Below are 16901 nucleotides of genomic sequence, written 5' to 3' on the forward strand. Positions count from 1 at the left end.
GGAGATGCAGATGGCCATGGTTCAACCTAAATCCCAGCGTTTGCGTCTATTAGGCACTCATTTTCTGATGCTGTGCTTTATCGCGCTGATTATGTTCCCGCTGCTGATGGTCATTACCATTTCGCTGCGGCCCGGCAACTTTGCAACCGGTAGTCTTATTCCGGATCAAATTTCCTGGGAACACTGGAAACTGGCTCTGGGTATCAGTGTGACCCATGCCGACGGCACAGTGACACCGCCGCCGTTCCCGGTCATGTTGTGGCTATGGAACTCAGTTAAAATCGCGGTAATCACCGCCATTGGCATTGTTACGTTGTCGACGACTTGTGCTTACGCCTTTGCCCGCATGCGTTTTCGTGGCAAAAACCCCTTGCTGAAAGGCATGCTGATTTTCCAGATGTTCCCTGCGGTGCTCTCATTGGTTGCGCTGTATGCCTTGTTCGACCGTCTTGGCCAATATATGCCGTTTATCGGGCTGAACACTCATGGCGGGGTAATTTTCGCTTATATGGGTGGGATTGCTTTGCATGTCTGGACTATCAAAGGTTATTTCGAAACCATTGATAACTCATTGGAAGAAGCCGCCGCCTTGGATGGAGCCACTCCGTGGCAAGCCTTCCGACTGGTGCTGTTGCCGCTGTCAGTGCCCATTTTAGCGGTGGTATTTATTCTGTCGTTTATTGCCGCCATCACTGAAGTACCTGTCGCCTCATTGTTGTTGCGCGATGTGGACAGTTACACCCTGGCGGTAGGTATGCAGCAGTATCTCAACCCGCAAAACTACCTGTGGGGCGATTTTGCCGCAGCAGCCGTGTTGTCTGCTATTCCCATCACCGCAGTCTTCTTGCTGGCACAACGCTGGTTGGTCGGTGGTCTCACGGCAGGTGGAGTGAAAGGTTAACGTTTCAAAATTTCATCGTTCAATACCCAAAGTAATTGGAGTTGTCGCTAGGCAGCAAACGAATGAAGCCCGATGAGCTGACTTAGGTCAGTGATTCGGGTAAGTAAGAGCAGCCAACAACGCGACAATTTCAAGTAAGAAGGGTATTTTTCCCCTCTGGTACTGTGTCTTTAGGGCGGCCTTTATGGCCGCCATTTTTCTGTTTAAAATACCGCAGAGTTACTCGCGCTTTAACCTTTCTGTATTGGCTAAGTACAAAGTCACCACCAGCAACAGTATCGATGCTGAATAAATCAGAGTATCCATTGGGCTCTCATGATCGACAATGATCAGCCGGATAATGGCGGTGATCCCGATATAGATAAAATAGCGTAATGGGAAGTGATAGCCGGACTCAAAATACTTAACAATCAAGGCAATAAATTCGAAATATAGGAAGTAAATCACAATCCCTTCAATCAACTTGTAGGAAGAAACTTCCTGACTATTCACAAATAACATCTGCCCCAAGTGGATGGTTTCTTTTATCAGGAAAACCACCAAAATCGCGGCTAAAAAAATCAGCCCGACATTCAACATACGCTGTAGGTTTTTAGCTATCCATTGAGAGCGTGAATTTTTGGCCATAAATACCCCATAAAAAATAGGTGAAAAATACCGAGCCAAAAAAAGGCCCCTTACTTAAGTAAGAGGCCAATAAGCACGGATCAAGGAGCTTAAGCCCTAGCTTAACGCCAGTTCTTGAAACGGTTAATCAACGCATTGGTAGAACTGTCATGGCTGGTCACGTCTTTATCATCAGCCAACTCTGGCAAGATGCGGTTAGCCAGTTGTTTGCCCAGCTCTACACCCCACTGGTCAAAGCTGTAAATATTCAGGATAACGCCCTGAGTGAAGATCTTGTGCTCATACAGCGCAATCAGCGCCCCCAAGCTGAACGGCGTAATTTCGCGCAGCAGGATGGAGTTAGTTGGGCGGTTACCTTCAAACACTTTGAATGGCGCAACATGAGCCACTTGCTCAGGTGTTTTGCCCGCGGCTGCAAATTCAGCTTCAACTTCTGCCAATGATTTGCCGAACGCCAGCGCTTCAGTTTGGGCAAAGAAGTTAGACAGCAGTTTTCCGTGGTGGTCACTCAGTGGGTTATGACTGATTGCCGGTGCGATAAAGTCACAAGGAACCAATTTGGTACCCTGATGAATCAACTGGTAAAACGCATGTTGCCCATTGGTACCCGGCTCGCCCCAGATAATTGGGCCAGTCTGGTAATCAACCGGGTTGCCATTGCGATCAACATATTTGCCGTTGGATTCCATATTGCCCTGCTGGAAATAAGCCGGGAAACGGTGCATATATTGGTCGTAAGGCAGGATAGCTTCAGTTTCTGCACCAAAGAAATTGTTATACCAAATACCAATCAGTGCCAACAGCACTGGCAGGTTCTGCTCTGCCGGGGTTTCTGCAAAGTGTTTATCCATGGCATGTGCGCCACTTAGCAACTGTTCAAAGTTTTCGAAACCGATAGACAGCGCGATAGACAAGCCGATAGCAGACCACAGAGAATAACGGCCACCGACCCAATCCCAGAACTCAAACATATTGTCAGTATCAATACCAAACTCGCCCACGGCTTTAGCATTGGTTGATAGTGCAGCAAAATGTTTTGCAACATGCGCGGGATCTTGCGCCGTCGCCAGGAACCAATCACGTGCACTGTGGGCATTGGTCATGGTTTCTTGCGTGGTAAAGGTTTTTGATGCAACCAGAACCAGGGTGGTTTCTGGGTTCAATGATTTCAACGTCTCGGCAATATGGGTGCCATCGACGTTAGAAACAAAATGCATATTCAGATGATTTTTATAGGGGCGCAGCGCTTCAGTCACCATATAAGGGCCAAGGTCTGAACCGCCAATACCGATATTCACCACATCAGTAATCGCTTTGCCGGTATAGCCTTTCCAGTCACCGCCAATCACGCGGTCACAGAACTGTTTCATTTTGGCCAGTACCGCGTTGACTTCCGGCATCACATCTTTGCCATCGACCACAATTGGCGTGTTGCTGCGGTTACGCAGAGCAACATGCAGCACCGCGCGATCTTCAGTCCGGTTGATTTTCTCGCCGGAGAACATGGCTTTAATCGCACCAGCCAAATCCGTTTCTTTGGCCAGAGCTTGCAGTTTTTCCATGGTTTCGCTGGTAATGCGGTTTTTGGAGAAATCCACCAGCATTTGATCATCAAAAGTCGCGGAGAACTTGTTAAAACGCTGATCGTCCTTGGCAAACAGACTGCTGATGGTGACGTCTTTCATCTGTTCAAAGTGTTGCTGTAACGCTTTCCAGGCAGCGGTTTGACTAGGATTAATATTTTTCATAGCGGCGCTCTTCTAGGCTTAAGGATTAATGAAACGAATACATTGATTGTATCCTGTAACCCTGTGATTGAGATCTCTTTTCTTGCGATAGGCAATATCTCTCGAAACAACCCTTGATCTACTTCCTGTTTTCCTCTCTCTCTTAACCCCTCCCCCTTAAAAAGGGTAAATGCCGCATTGTCAGCCGATATCCAGTTAAATTATTTATATGACACGACAATTTATTAAATATGAAAATACCTCATGGCCATATCGTTGACAGAAACTCGATAACCCGCTATTTCTAAACACCTACTTGCGCACCAGTGCGTAAGCCAGAAGAGGTGCGTCGCCCAGGTAAAGTGTCAGAGGAGCCGTAATCCGCTGAAGACATTCGAGGGGGAGCGACGCCGAGACACGATGATTTCGGCTATCAACGTGTCGACTGCAGGGGCTGAATCCCCTGGGTTGTCACCAATGCCGTTCCTTTAGGGCGGTCAACAAGGTGGAGCGCTTCTGGGTGTAACGTAGTGTTATTTCTACGCCTGCCCCCTGACTTACCGCTCTTCCCTTGTGCCAAGGCTAATACAGATGACCACCCAAGATGGCATCCCTGACACGAGGTTTTTTTAGATGAATCAAGCAGCTCTCCAACAGCAACCATGTCAACAAACTGACAGCGCCCTTTCGTCAATGGTCGTCGCCAAATTTGGCGGAACCAGTGTGGCTGATTTTGATGCCATGAGCCGCAGTGCTGATGTGGTGTTATCGAACCCGGACGTTCGTTTGGTCATTTTGTCGGCATCTGCCGGAGTGACCAATCTGTTGGTCGCACTGGCCGAGGGGCGCGCACTGGAAATCCGCACCCAACATGTAGACGAAATCCGCCGCATTCAATACAGTATTCTCACCAAACTGGCTGATTCAGCCATTATTCGCGAAGAAATTGACCGCATGCTGGAAAACATTGCCATGCTGTCAGAGGCCGCCAGTTTAGCCACCTCTCCGGCATTGACCGATGAATTAGTCAGCCACGGCGAATTGATGTCGACACTGTTGTTTGTCGAACTGTTACGCCAACGCCAAATTGCGGTGGAATGGTTTGATGTGCGCAAAATCATGCGCACCAATGATCGTTTTGGTCGCGCCGAGCCGGATACGCAATTGTTATCTGAACTGGCTCAAAGCCAATTAGCCCCGCGCCTCCCGCATGCCATTGTGGTAACACAAGGTTTTATCGGCAGTGAAAGCCAAGGCCGCACCACCACCCTTGGCCGCGGTGGCAGTGATTACACCGCCGCCCTGCTGGGTGAAGCACTTCACGTCTGCCGCATAGATATCTGGACTGATGTCCCAGGCATTTACACCACTGACCCGCGAGTGGTTCCGGGCGCAAAACGTATTGATAAAATCGCCTTTGAAGAAGCGGCTGAAATGGCGACTTTTGGTGCCAAAGTGCTGCATCCGGCCACCTTATTACCGGCAGTTCGCTGTGATATTCCGGTATTTGTCGGCTCGAGCAAAGACCCCGCTGCCGGTGGCACTCTGGTGTGTAATGAAACCAGCAATCCCCCTTTGTTCCGCGCCTTGGCGCTGCGCCGCAAGCAAACGCTGGTCTCCTTGCATAGCTTGAACATGCTGCATGCCCGCGGTTTTCTGGCAGAGGTATTTAACATTTTGGCGCGGCATAATATTTCAGTTGATTTGATAACCACCTCAGAAGTGAGTGTGGCACTGACACTGGATACCACCGGCTCAACATCCACCGGTGACAGCCTGTTGACGACCTCGCTACTGACTGAACTTTCTTCCCTGTGCCGGGTTGAAGTAGAAGAGAATCTGGCCTTGGTGGCCATCATCGGCAATAACTTATCGCAGGCCTGTGGGGTCGGCAAAGAAGTGTTCGGCGTGCTCGACCCATTCAATATTCGCATGATTTGTTACGGTGCCAGCAGCCACAACCTATGTTTCCTGATCCCTGGCAATGACGCGGAGAAAGTGGTGCAAACTCTGCATCACAATTTATTCGAGTAGCAGCCCGTGAGGTAATTTAACCGGCTCACCCTGAGCCGGTTAAAAAAAACAAAAAACAGGTCAATAAGACTGGCAATAAATCAGTGCTGAGAATAAATCAGTGCTGAGAATAAATGTAAATCGCCCTTTGCAGTCCACACCCGCAGGTCTCTGTTACCCAAATAACTCATCTTTTCTCTTCAGGCAAAATTAATCGGCATCATAACCCAGGTTTGGTGCTAACCAGCGCTCCACTTCTGCCACCGGCATCCCTTTGCGGGCGGCATAATCCTCAACCTGATCACGTTGAATCTGGGCCACAGCAAAGTATTTGCTCTCCGGATGGCTAAAATACCAGCCTGATACTGATGCTCCCGGCCACATGGCATAGGATTCAGTCAGTTTCATGCCAGTATGGGTTTCCACATCCAGTAACTGCCAGATTTGGCCTTTCTCCGTGTGTTCCGGGCAAGCAGGGTAACCCGGTGCCGGGCGAATTCCCTGATAGTTCTCACGCACCAGTTCTTCGTTGCTCAGATTTTCATTCGGCGCAAAACCCCAATACACTTTGCGCACCCGCTCATGCAGATATTCCGCAAAGGCTTCAGCCAGGCGGTCGGATAGCGCCTTAATCATGATTTTATTGTAATCATCATGTTGGGCATCATAAGCCTCGGCCAGCGCATCCTCTTCCAGCCCACCCGTGACGGCAAAAGCACCGAAATAATCCGCTTTACCACTGGATTTCGGCGCAACGTAATCCGCCAGGCAATAATTCGGGAAGTCGGTTTTTTCAGTTTGCTGACGCAAATGATGGCTGACCACCAGCACCTCGTCGCGCCGCTCATCGCGATAAACCTCAATATCATCGCCAACACTGTTGGCCGGGAACAAGCCGACCACACCTTTTGGATGCAGCAAATCCTCCGCCGACAGCTTATCCAGCATTTCATTGGCCTCCACAAACAAGCGCTTGGCCTCTTCCCCGACCACTTCATCTTCCAGAATACGCGGATACTTACCCGCCAATGACCAGGTCATAAAGAATGGCGTCCAGTCGATGTAATTACGCAAGGTTTCGATGCTGGCTTCCACGGCTTGCACACCCAGTTTGTGTGCCACTGGCGGAGTATAATTCTCCCAATCGATTACCGTGTGGTTATCCCGAGCCGCCTGCAAGCTGACCGGTGGCGTGCGGGGCTTCTTGCGCGCATGTTGGATACGAACGGTTTCATATTCCTTGCGAGTTTTCGCCACAAAATCATCGCGTTGAGTCGCAGATAATAAAGCTGAAACCACACCGACACTGCGCGAGGCGTTAGAAACATAAGTGGTGGAGCCACTGTAGTTTTGCTCGATTTTAACTGCCGTGTGAGCCTTAGAGGTTGTCGCGCCGCCAATCAGCAATGGCAGAGTAAAGCCCTGGCGCTCCATCTCTTTCGCCACATTTACCATCTCATCCAGCGACGGCGTAATCAGGCCGGATAAGCCGATGATATCCACCTTTTCTTCCCGCGCAGTGCGCAAGATTTTTTCGGTCGGCACCATCACACCCAAATCGATAATTTCGTAGTTATTGCACTGCAACACCACACCGACAATATTTTTGCCGATATCGTGCACATCGCCTTTCACTGTCGCCAGCAAAATCTTGCCCGCTGTGGTGCCTTTTTCTTTGCTGGCCTCAATATAAGGCTCAAGATAGGCGACCGCCTGTTTCATCACTCGTGCAGATTTAACCACTTGCGGCAGGAACATTTTGCCCTCACCGAACAAGTCGCCCACCACATTCATACCGGCCATCAGCGGCCCTTCAATCACCTCTATAGGCCGGGCTGCTTGCTGACGAGCCTCTTCTGTGTCCAACTCGATGAACTCGGTAATCCCTTTAACCAGCGAATATTCCAGGCGTTTCACTACTGGCCAGCCGCGCCATTCTGCTTGCTGAACCGCGATTTCATCACTTTTGCTGCCACGGTATTTTTCCGCCAAATCCAACAAACGTTCGGTGCTGTCATCACGACGATTAAGAATGACATCCTCAACCGCATTTCTCAGCTCGTCAGATAAATCATCATAAATAGCTAACTGCCCGGCGTTGACGATCCCCATATCCATCCCATTACGAATCGCGTAATAGAGGAATACCGCGTGAATAGCTTCGCGCACCGGATCATTGCCACGGAAGGAGAAAGACACGTTGGAGACGCCACCAGAAATCATGGCGTGGGGGAGTTCAGCTTTGATATCTGCACAAGCTTCAATAAAATCAACAGCATAGTTGTTATGCTCGTCAATCCCGGTCGCGACGGCGAAGATATTCGGGTCGAAAATAATATCTTCTGGTGGGAAACCGACAGTCTCGGTCAGGATTTTATAGGCGCGGCGGCAAATTTCGATTTTACGGGCGCGGGTATCAGCCTGGCCCTGCTCATCAAATGCCATCACCACCATCGCGGCACCATAGCGGCGCACCAGTTTGGCATGATGGATAAAGGCGGCTTCGCCCTCTTTCATCGAAATGGAGTTTACAATGCCTTTGCCCTGAATACATTTAAGGCCTTTTTCGATGACATCCCACTTGGAGGAGTCAATCATAATCGGCACTCGGGCAATATCAGGTTCGCCGGCAATCAGGTTAAGAAAGCGCACCATCGCGGCCTCGGCATCAAGCATACCCTCATCCATATTGATATCGATGATTTGCGCGCCACTCTCAACCTGTTGGCGAGCAACATCCAGTGCCTCGCCATATTTATCTTCTTTTATCAGCCGCTTAAACCGGGCCGAGCCGGTGACGTTAGTCCGCTCGCCGACGTTAACAAACAATGTATTGGCATCAATGGTCAGCGGTTCCAGCCCAGCCAAACGGCAAGCTACCGGAATATCCGGCAATGGCCGAGGTGCAACTCCGGCAACAGCTTTAACCATCGCGGCAATATGGCGGGGTGTTGTGCCGCAGCAACCCCCCACAATATTCAAAAATCCAGCCCGCGCCCACTCGCCAATCTGCTCTGCCATCTCTTTGGCTTCCAGATCGTATTCACCAAAAGCATTAGGTAAGCCGGCATTGGGGTGCGCACTGACATAATATTCAGAAATGCGCGATAACTCAGAGACATATTGACGTAACTCATCTGGCCCCAAAGCACAGTTCAGGCCAAAAGAAAGCGGTTTAACGTGGCGCAGAGAGTTATAAAAAGCTTCGGTGGTTTGGCCGGACAAGGTGCGGCCAGAGGCATCTGTAATGGTGCCAGAAATCATCACCGGCAACAGCACACCCAAGGCTTCAAATTCAGTTTCTACCGCGAAAGTCGCGGCTTTGGCATTCAGGGTATCAAAGACCGTTTCAATCATAATCAGATCAACACCGCCCTCAATCAGCGCGCGGGTTGATTCACGATAAGCTTCAACCAATTGATCAAAACTGACATTACGGAAAGCCGGGTCGTTAACTTTAGGTGAAATAGACGCGGTGCGGTTGGTCGGCCCAAGCACCCCAGCAACATAACGTGGTTTTTCAGGGGTGCGGGCAGTCCATTCATCCGCACAGATACGGGCCAGGCGGGCAGCTTCAAAGTTAATCTCAGCTGACAGTGACTCCATCTGATAATCCGCCATTGCAATGGTGGTGGAGTTAAAGGTATTGGTTTCGAGAATATCAGCGCCCGCTTCAAGATAGGCATTATGAATAGCAATAATGACTTCCGGCTTGGAAAGCACCAATAAGTCATTGTTGCCCTTCAGATCACTGGGCCAATCAGCAAAACGCGCACCACGATAATCGGCCTCATCCAATTGATAGCTCTGAATCATCGTACCCATACCACCATCCAGCACTAAGATCCGCTGTGCCAACTGCTGGTGTAATTCCTCAACCTTTTTCTTTGTTATTGTATCCACCACTGTCGCCTCTTTACCCTGTTACCTTGCCATTATCCGACGTTTTTTGGTCGTTTATTCGTATCAGACATGCTGAAAAATGATTCATTCGACAAGTCAGTCTGACATCCTAGCACAAGTTACCAACCTAATGAGTCAACTCACAGTTGAGACTTTTTCAGGTAGCAAAACCCACTCATCGGATGAGCATTTCTGACTGTTTACATGCATAATTGAAAAACGAAAATGAATTCCATAAAAATACCAGAGAGGTTGATTCATGGCGTTACCGATCCCGGTCAAAAGGGGCAAGAAACCCAAAGCAGCCGCGCAAACTACCCCTGCGGTAACTGGTCAGGTTCAATCATTGACTCGTGGGCTAAAATTACTGGAATATATTTCCGAAGCGCAAGGAAGTGTGGCACTCACTGATTTAGCGCAACAGGCGGGTTTACCTAACTCTACCACTCATCGCCTGTTAACCACGATGCAGCAGCAAGGTTTTGTTCGCCAGGTAGGGGATTTGGGCCTGTGGACGATGGGCGCTCACGCCTTTATTGTTGGCAGTAGTTTTTTGCAAAGCCGCAATTTGCTGGCAATGGTTCACCCCATGCTACGGCGTCTGATGGATGAGTCCGGCGAAACTGTCAATTTGGCGGTGCTGGATCACAGTGATTATCAAGCCATTATTATCGACCAAGTGCAATGCACCGCGCTGATGCGTATGTCTGCACCTATTGGCGGTAAGCTACCTATGCATGCTTCTGGGGCGGGAAAAGCCTTTCTGTCAACCTTGCCAGACGACCAGTTGGTGCAGCTTTTACATAAAAAAGGCCTGCATGCCTATACCCAGCATACACGGACGAATCCCAGCAGCTTAAAAGAAAATCTGGCCTTAATTCGCAAGCAAGGCTATTCATTTGATGATGAAGAACATGCCCTCGGCCTGCGCTGTATTGCCGCCTGTTTGTTCGATGAACACCATGAAGCCTTTGCCGCTATCTCTATTTCCGGCCCTGTATCGCGTATCACCGACGATCGCGTAACCGAACTTGGTGCACTCGTTATTCATGCCGCAAAAGAAATTACCCAATCCTATGGCGGGGGTAATAGGAGTTAGATGAATAACAAGGTTAATGTCGGGCAGAGAACACAGACTTCATAAAGACGCCTGTCGGCTTGAACCGCGCCGCTTGGCGCGGACGCCGGAGGATTTCGAGCACTACCAAATCCGTGCAGTAACAATTAATCATACCAAAACAAGGTGTTGCGAGCACAGCACAACACCAGAATCCAAACGCGCAGTCGCCGCTAACTGATCACCCGCTGGGAAAAACGCTGCTTACGCCGATAGGCAAAAACATCCTCCACATGCCCATCCCGGATACGTTGCTGCAAACTGCGCCAATAACTGGCATGGAATAAGTCACTGTGCATTTCTTCAAAACAGCGCCTAATTTGCGGATCTGTGCAGAGAAAATGACGAAACTCCTCAGGAAAAACATCATTGGGCGACACGCTATACCAGGGCTCACTTGCCAGCTCATCTTCCGGATAACGTGCAGGAGGAATATCGCGGAAATTCACCTCTGTCATATAACAAATTTCATCATAATCGTAGAACACCACACGGCCATGCCGGGTGACGCCAAAGTTCTTAAATAACATATCACCGGGGAAAATATTTGCCGCAGCCAGCTGTTTGATGGCATTGCCATATTCCTCGATAGCATCTTTTAATTGCTGATCATTGGCCTGCTCCATATAGAGATTCAATGGCGTCATCCGCCGCTCCATATACAGGTGTTTAATGATGATTTTCTCACCGACCTCTTCCAGTTTTTCCGGCACTTCCCGCTGCAACTCGGCCAGCAGTTCAGGGCTGATGCGATGCTTATCAATTACAAAATTCTCATACTCTTGGGTATCCGCCATGCGGCCTACCCGATCGTGTTCCTTAACTAATTGATAGCATTCTAAAACCCGCGCCTGACTCACTTCTTTTTGCGGTGCAAACTGGTCTTTAATCACCTTAAACACGCGGTCAAATGACGCCAGGGTAAAGACCAGCATCACCATGCCTTTGACCCCCGGCGCGATAATAAACTGCTCGCTGGATTGATGAACAAAAGTCAGGTATTCACGATAACTTTCTGTTTTGCCGTGCTTTTGGCAGCCAATCGCCATATACAATTCAGCAGTCGATTTACTGGGTAATATTTCCCGCAGCCATTCCACCAGCGCCGCTGGCAAAGGCGCATACACCATAAAGTAGGAGCGAGCAAAACCAAATACGATGCTGGCCTCAGCCTTGCTGGTGAGGCAGGTATCAATAAATAGTGCGCCCGCTTCATTGTGATGGATAGGCAGCAGGAATGGATATACGCCGTCCGCCAGCCGCAACTTCCCCACCAACCAAGCGGCTTTATTGCGGTAAAACAGCTCATTAGCTATTTGAAAACGCGCCTCAGAAAGCTGGGCCTGCGTAAATATTTGCAGCAAAGCAGAGACAATATAATCAATGTCGCGAGGGAGATTCTCCCAAGGTAAGCGCAGAGGTAAATCACTGAGTACCGCCTGCAACATGCGACTCAAATCCCCCTTTGGTGCAAAATCACGCGCCAAAGGCCGTGGGATCTCACGGAAACGCCGCTGTGGCTGTGAACTAAAAACAAATAATTTATCGGCTGTTAAATCGCGATGTTTGAATAGGCGGCAATACACTGAATTAAAAAAACTTTCGGCAATTTCAAAGCGCGGATAATCCGGTAACAAGCCGGTGTAAATCTCTTTTACCCGCGCCAGAAATTCGGCATCAAAACAGCGCTGGTCGGTAATGTGCTTTAGTTGCTCCACAACCAATCCCACATGATGGTCGTAGAGATGAATTCGCTTTTTCATCGCCTGCTGTACCGCTTGCCAGTCTGCCTGTTCAAAACGATGTTGGGCACCGGCAGTGACCTCCAAAAAGCGACCATATTGAGCATCAAATCCCTGCAAAATTGTTTGGGCGATTAATTGTTCCAGCTTTGCCACCATATGCACCCCCAGCCCTACGGAACAGAGCCTGCATAAGCAGGCTCCTGATAACACTCACGTTTACTGAATCAGCAGGTTAAAACTGCTGCTCTTCCGTCGAGCCAGTCAAGGCCGTCACTGAGGATTCGCCCCCCTGAATGATATTGGTGACTTTATCAAAGTAACCAGTACCCACTTCTTGCTGATGAGAAGCAAAAGTATATCCGCGCTCAACAGAGGCAAATTCTGGCTGCTGGACTTTCTCAACATAATGTTTCATGCCCTCGCCCTGCGCATAAGCATGGGCCAAATCGAACATGTTGAACCACATGCTGTGAATACCCGCGAGGGTAATAAACTGGTATTTGTAGCCCATAGCAGCCAGATCATCCTGGAAGCTGGCAATTTGCTGGTCGGTCAGATTCTTTTTCCAGTTAAATGATGGCGAACAGTTATAAGCCAATAATTTTCCTGGGAATTTAGCATGAACCGCGTCGGCAAAACGTTTGGCTAAGGCTAAATCTGGCGTCGAGGTTTCGCACCACACCAAATCAGCATAAGGAGCATAAGCCAGGCCACGGCTGATGGCCTGTTCAATGCCGGCATGGGTGCGGAAAAACCCTTCCGGAGTGCGCTCGCCGGTAATAAATTCGCTGTCATAAGGATCACAATCTGATGTCAGTAAATCTGCGGCATCCGCATCGGTGCGCGCAATCAGTAAGGTGGGCACGCCCAGCACATCTGCCGCTAAGCGGGCGGCAACCAACTTCTGAATTGCTTCTTGAGTCGGAACCAACACTTTCCCGCCCATATGACCACATTTCTTCACCGCGGCCAGTTGGTCTTCAAAATGCACCCCTGCGGCACCGGCTTCAATCATGGCTTTCATCAATTCAAATGCATTCAACACGCCACCAAAACCAGCTTCAGCATCCGCTACAATTGGCAGAAAATAGTCGGTATAGCCTTTGCTACCTGGCTCAATATTATTCGACCACTGAATCTGATCCGCACGGCGGAAACTGTTATTAATACGTTTGACCACTGCGGGAACGGAGTCCACCGGGTACAAAGACTGATCCGGATACATGCTGGAGGCGGTATTGGCATCAGCTGCTACCTGCCAGCCCGACAGGTAAATGGCCTCAACACCGGCCTTCGCCTGTTGTAATGCCTGGCCACCCGTTAATGCCCCCAGACAATTGATATAACCTTTGCGGGCTTTGCCATGCAGTAATTCCCATAACTTTTGTGCGCCGTGCTGCGCCAATGTGCATTCCGGGTTCACCGAGCCACGCAATTTGATCACTTCTTCGGCACTATAGGGGCGGGTAATTCCCTTCCAGCGCGGTGATTGCCATTCTTGTTCCAATTGCTGAATTTGTTGAGTACGAGAGGTTGTCATGGTGTTCTACCTTATTATTAATTTGTAGGGTTATGCCAGCAGCGCGTAGCCTGGCAACGTCAGGAAGTCGATAAGCTCGTCTTGTGTTGTAATGCGTTCCATCAGGCGCGCAGCTTCTTCAAACCGCCCTCCCTCAAAACGCTCGGTGCCAAGTTCAAGCTTCACTACCTGCATTTCTTCACTCAACATGCTGCGGAACAATTCTTTCGTCACCGTCTGGCCATTACTCAAGCTTTTCTGGTGATGTATCCATTGCCAAATAGAAGTCCGGGAAATCTCAGCCGTCGCGGCATCTTCCATCAAGCCATAAATCGGCACACAACCATTGCCCGATATCCAAGCTTCGATGTATTGCACCGCCACACGAATATTGGCGCGCATCCCTTCCTCGGTGCGCTCCCCCGTGCACGGCTCTAATAACTCGGCGGCAGTGATGGGTTTATCTTGCGCGCGAGTCACTGCTAACTGATTAGGGCGGTCGCCCAATACACGGTTAAAAACCTCCATCACAGTATCGGCAAGCCCGGGGTGAGCAACCCATGTGCCATCGTGGCCATTGCTGGCTTCTAACTCTTTGTCAGCACGGACTTTATCCAATACCAATGCATTTTGAGCCGGGTCTTTATTAGGGATAAATGCCGCCATTCCTCCCATCGCCAAAGCCCCACGTTTATGGCAGGTTTTGATCAGTAAGCGAGAATAAGCACTCAGGAATGGCTTAGTCATAGTGACCGATTGGCGGTCTGGCAACACCCGGTCGCCGTGGTTTTTGAGTGTTTTGATATAGCTGAAGATATAATCCCAGCGGCCGCAATTCAGTCCAACAATGTGGTGGCGCAGGTGATAAAGGATTTCATCCATTTGGAATACCGCAGGCAATGTTTCAATTAACACGGTGGCCTTAATCGTGCCTTGCGGCAGATTAAAACGCTGCTCCGTGAAGCTGAATACATCACTCCACCAAGCGGCTTCCTGATAAGACTGCATCTTTGGCAAATAGAAATAAGGGCCACTGCCATTGGCAAGTAATTGCTTATAGTTATGGTAGAAATACAACGCAAAATCGAACAAGCCGCCGGGGATAGCTTCACCCTGCCACTTCACATGTTTTTCTGGCAAATGCAGACCGCGAACCCGAGCAATTAAGACTGCTGGATTGGGCTTTAGCTGATAAATTTTACCGGATTCATTGGTATATGAAATTGTGCCTTTTATCGCATCATACAAATTAATCTGGCCATCAATCACTTTATCCCAGCTTGGTGCGAGTGAATCTTCAAAATCAGCCATAAAGACTTTTACGTTAGCATTGAGGGCATTAATCACCATTTTGCGCTCAACCGGCCCAGTAATCTCGACTCGGCGATCTCTTAAGTCAGCAGGAATGCCTTTGATATTCCAATCACCATCACGAATGGAATTGGTTTCCGAAATAAAATCAGGTAAAGCGCCGTGATCAATGGCCTGCTGCCAAGATGCCCGTGCGGCAAGGAGTTCGCTACGTGATTTCGCAAATTTCACCACTAATTCAGCCAAAAATTCGATGGCTTCATCTGGTAAAACCTGTCGCTCTGCAGCATTAAAATGCTGGGTAAAAACTAACTCCGTGCCGACTAACTGTTGTGTCATTGCCTTTCCCCTTCCCAATCTCACGACCTTTACCTCAACGCTGACATAGCGTCACTCTTGGATTCGTATCGGGTATTGCGTTCCAACCGGAAATTTAAGGCTAGATTTTATGGTCAATTTTTACCCCGACAGGACTAAGAATAATCAATTAATTGCGAAAATCAAAAACGATTTCCATTTTTAATTAAAATATTTTTTTAATCTTTATTTATCATATTGTTAACATAACTTGATTGACTTAATAGATAGGAATTGGCTTCCATTAGTTCATTTTTATTGAGGTAACTTATTGTTTCACAAAGAGATCAGACCAGTTTGGTCAGGATGAAATGGCCGTTATTTGAAGAGGAAATTGAGAGGCGGCCTCGATTCAGCCGCCTTTATTAACATTTGAAGGGGAGGAAATCAGTCGAGAGTAGGATTCATATGGCTCAAATCAAATGGCGTGATTTGGTAAACATAGTAGTTCAGCCAGTTGGCGAACAGCAGGTGCCCATGGCTGCGCCAGGATGCTTTTGGCGGTAAAGCAGCATCGTCATTAGGAAAATAATTGAGTGGAATTTGCGGATTAAGGCCAGCGGCCAGATCTCGCTGATATTCTCCAGCCAGAGTATCCACATCATATTCAGGATGCCCAGTCACAAAGGCAACTCGCTTGTCTTTACTGGCAAACAGATAGGCTCCGGCCTCTTCAGATGAGACCAGAATATCTAAGTCAGCATATTGCTCGAGCACCTCAATAGGAAAATCTGCATAGCGGGAGTGGGGGGCCAGAAATGTCTCGTCGAAACCGCGAGTCAGGAGCGCCAATGGTTTCTCTGTTTGATGCTGATAAATACCGGAGAGCTTAGTCTCGCGCGTCATCTTAGGGATGCCATACAAGATATTTAATGCCGCCTGCACTGCCCAACACACAAATAGGGTCGAGGTAACGTGATCTTTAGCCCAGGCGATAATACGCTCAATCTGTGGCCAATATGCAACATCACAGAAATCAACCAAGCCCAAAGGAGCACCTGTCACAATCAAGCCATCAAAATTCTGCTCTTGGATGTCTTCAAAGTCGCAATAAAAGTTGTTGAGATGCTCAGCAGGGGTATTTTTTGATTCACGGCTATCAATCCGCAGTAATTGAATATCAATCTGTAACGGCGAGTTAGAAAGTAAACGCAGGAATTGATTTTCCGTTTCGATTTTTTTAGGCATTAGATTCAAAACCAACACCTTCAGGGGACGAATTTCCTGAGTTTTTGCACGTGATGAAGTCATGACAAAGACATTCTCATTGCGCAAGAAACTCACCGCTGGTAATTCATCAGGAACCCGAATTGGCATGCCTATATCCTCAATATATCCATTTATACGTTTAGACTTCTAGATGCCTGAAGATAGCGGTTTTTTGCGATAAAGTCGAGAGTTCTGCAACAACCTGAAAATAATTCATTGAGGAAATATCAAAATTCACTGTGTCGTAAAAAATTTATGTTCATTTTATATGCTGTAAAAATACAAAAATCCGCTGTATTAACAGAGGGCTTCAATAACTATTTACCGGATTTTAATAGATTATGCTAAAAATGGTCGAGATCAGGATGATAAGGACATCCACTATAACCAACTAGCTGTTTATTGATGATTTTTACTGAATAGCAGAAAAGCAAAAACCCCACGCTTTTGGCATGGGGTCTTTACTTGATTT

Annotated in this window: 10 protein-coding genes and 1 riboswitch; of the genes, 3 read left to right on the forward strand and 7 right to left on the reverse strand. The window is 48.5% G+C overall.

What is annotated here, in order from left to right:
- Positions 1-10 precede the first annotated feature (10 nt).
- On the forward strand, positions 11-901 hold the full coding sequence (gene malG / locus YROHD0001_RS04315) for a maltose ABC transporter permease MalG (protein WP_004715840.1): 891 nt from the start codon (positions 11-13) through the stop codon (positions 899-901).
- A 219-nt stretch (positions 902-1120) separates the two neighbouring features.
- Here malG and psiE read toward each other — a convergent pair whose 3' ends face one another.
- Together psiE and pgi are read right to left on the reverse strand one after the other, a co-directional pair.
- Positions 1121-1528, reverse strand: coding sequence for a phosphate-starvation-inducible protein PsiE (gene psiE, locus YROHD0001_RS04310; protein ID WP_032817536.1), 408 nt, complete (start codon positions 1526-1528; stop codon positions 1121-1123).
- Between the two features lie 101 nt (positions 1529-1629).
- Positions 1630-3276, reverse strand: coding sequence for a glucose-6-phosphate isomerase (pgi, locus tag YROHD0001_RS04305; protein ID WP_004715843.1), 1647 nt, complete (start codon positions 3274-3276; stop codon positions 1630-1632).
- A 310-nt stretch (positions 3277-3586) separates the two neighbouring features.
- Positions 3587-3779: riboswitch (Lysine riboswitch) on the forward strand.
- A 109-nt stretch (positions 3780-3888) separates the two neighbouring features.
- On the opposite strand from pgi, the gene lysC reads away from it, so the two are divergent.
- Positions 3889-5289, forward strand: coding sequence for a lysine-sensitive aspartokinase 3 (lysC, locus tag YROHD0001_RS04300; protein ID WP_032817538.1), 1401 nt, complete (start codon positions 3889-3891; stop codon positions 5287-5289).
- A 189-nt stretch (positions 5290-5478) separates the two neighbouring features.
- Here the strand turns inward: lysC and metH are convergent, their stop codons facing one another.
- Positions 5479-9171, reverse strand: coding sequence for a methionine synthase (gene metH / locus YROHD0001_RS04295; RefSeq protein WP_390900170.1), 3693 nt, complete (start codon positions 9169-9171; stop codon positions 5479-5481).
- A gap of 259 nt (positions 9172-9430) precedes the next feature.
- Here metH and iclR point away from each other — a divergent pair, with 259 nt between their 5' ends.
- Complete coding sequence (gene iclR, locus YROHD0001_RS04290) at positions 9431-10270, forward strand: glyoxylate bypass operon transcriptional repressor IclR (RefSeq protein WP_004715847.1); 840 nt, start codon at positions 9431-9433, stop codon at positions 10268-10270.
- Positions 10271-10461: 191 nt separating this feature from the next.
- Here the strand turns inward: iclR and aceK are convergent, their stop codons facing one another.
- The 4 genes from aceK to metA form a co-directional block, all read right to left on the reverse strand.
- Positions 10462-12189: a bifunctional isocitrate dehydrogenase kinase/phosphatase gene (gene aceK / locus YROHD0001_RS04285; RefSeq protein WP_004715848.1), complete on the reverse strand. Its 1728-nt coding sequence runs from the start codon at positions 12187-12189 to the stop codon at positions 10462-10464.
- A 76-nt stretch (positions 12190-12265) separates the two neighbouring features.
- Positions 12266-13573 (reverse strand): isocitrate lyase, encoded by a 1308-nt coding sequence (gene aceA, locus YROHD0001_RS04280; RefSeq protein ID WP_004715849.1) that lies wholly within the window; start codon positions 13571-13573, stop codon positions 12266-12268.
- A gap of 30 nt (positions 13574-13603) precedes the next feature.
- Entirely contained in the window at positions 13604-15202 is a 1599-nt protein-coding gene (gene aceB / locus YROHD0001_RS04275) for a malate synthase A (RefSeq protein WP_004715850.1), read from the reverse strand.
- Positions 15203-15607: 405 nt separating this feature from the next.
- Positions 15608-16537: a homoserine O-acetyltransferase MetA gene (gene metA, locus YROHD0001_RS04270; protein ID WP_004715851.1), complete on the reverse strand. Its 930-nt coding sequence runs from the start codon at positions 16535-16537 to the stop codon at positions 15608-15610.
- Positions 16538-16901: the final 364 nt, after the last annotated feature.

It is taken from the genome of Yersinia rohdei ATCC 43380 (assembly GCF_000173775.1).
Lineage (GTDB): Bacteria > Pseudomonadota > Gammaproteobacteria > Enterobacterales > Enterobacteriaceae > Yersinia > Yersinia rohdei.

Excerpts from the sequence above, each read along its gene's own strand:
- pgi (WP_004715843.1), bottom strand. The coding sequence starts at position 3,276 with ATGAAAAATATTAATCCTAGTCAAACCGCTGCCTGGAAAGCGTTACAG.
- metA (WP_004715851.1), bottom strand. The coding sequence starts at position 16,537 with ATGCCAATTCGGGTTCCTGATGAATTACCAGCGGTGAGTTTCTTGCGC.
- iclR (WP_004715847.1), top strand. The coding sequence starts at position 9,431 with ATGGCGTTACCGATCCCGGTCAAAAGGGGCAAGAAACCCAAAGCAGCC.
- aceB (WP_004715850.1), bottom strand. The coding sequence starts at position 15,202 with ATGACACAACAGTTAGTCGGCACGGAGTTAGTTTTTACCCAGCATTTT.
- malG (WP_004715840.1), top strand. The coding sequence starts at position 11 with ATGGCCATGGTTCAACCTAAATCCCAGCGTTTGCGTCTATTAGGCACT.
- aceA (WP_004715849.1), bottom strand. The coding sequence starts at position 13,573 with ATGACAACCTCTCGTACTCAACAAATTCAGCAATTGGAACAAGAATGG.
- lysC (WP_032817538.1), top strand. The coding sequence starts at position 3,889 with ATGAATCAAGCAGCTCTCCAACAGCAACCATGTCAACAAACTGACAGC.
- psiE (WP_032817536.1), bottom strand. The coding sequence starts at position 1,528 with ATGGCCAAAAATTCACGCTCTCAATGGATAGCTAAAAACCTACAGCGT.
- aceK (WP_004715848.1), bottom strand. The coding sequence starts at position 12,189 with ATGGTGGCAAAGCTGGAACAATTAATCGCCCAAACAATTTTGCAGGGA.